General features: G+C 62.4%; 1 protein-coding gene. It reads left to right on the top strand.

Features of this window, described 5'->3' with window-relative positions:
* Positions 1-91 precede the first annotated feature (91 nt).
* Positions 92-603, top strand: a 512-nt coding sequence (locus V7714_RS20575; protein WP_335711408.1) for a hypothetical protein, incomplete at its 3' end; no start/stop codon positions are given.

Raw genomic sequence — 603 nt, 5'->3', positions numbered from 1 at the left:
GCCACCACCCGCCAAAGCGGCCTGCGGTGGTGCAGGCATGATCATCATGATGGTGATCGCTGTTGTTGTGACGGTTATACTCAAAGTGCCGATGACGCAGTTCTTTAACTTCATGGGCGCAGCTGCGCCTTATGTCGGAGCAGCAGCGGCAGCGGCAGCAGGTAGCGTGGCAAGCCAGGCGGTCGGCTTGGCGATTGGGGCCATTGACGAGTTTGATTTCAAGGCGGTGGCCAAGAGCGCCCTGACGGCGGGCGTGACGGCAGGTGTCGGTGAGCTCGGTTTCGGGGCCGATATGGCAAGCTTCTTGGGTGTCGATGCCAGTAGTTGGGCCTATCAGGCAATCGCGGCGGCGACGAACACCGCCCTCAGCCAAGGGCTGCTGTCTGCGGTCGGTGCGGGTAGTTTCAGCTGGCGTAACGTTGCCGCAGCGGGTATTGCTGCGCCCGTGGTCGGTGCCATTGGCAAGAGCGATTGGGCAGCCGGCATGGTGGCAGCAGGTCGCGGGTTTGATGTGAACTTCGCTGGCGCCTTGTCGGCCAACTTGGTTCACGTAGCGGTACAGGGCAAGGGTAAGGTGGACTTTGCGGCGGTGGCGGCGAATGC

It is taken from the genome of Chitinimonas sp. JJ19 (assembly GCF_036961565.1).
Taxonomy (GTDB): Bacteria; Pseudomonadota; Gammaproteobacteria; order Burkholderiales; family Chitinimonadaceae; genus Chitinimonas.
The sequence above is the reverse complement of the archived record's forward strand: the minus strand, read 5'-3'. Positions and strand labels throughout refer to the sequence as shown.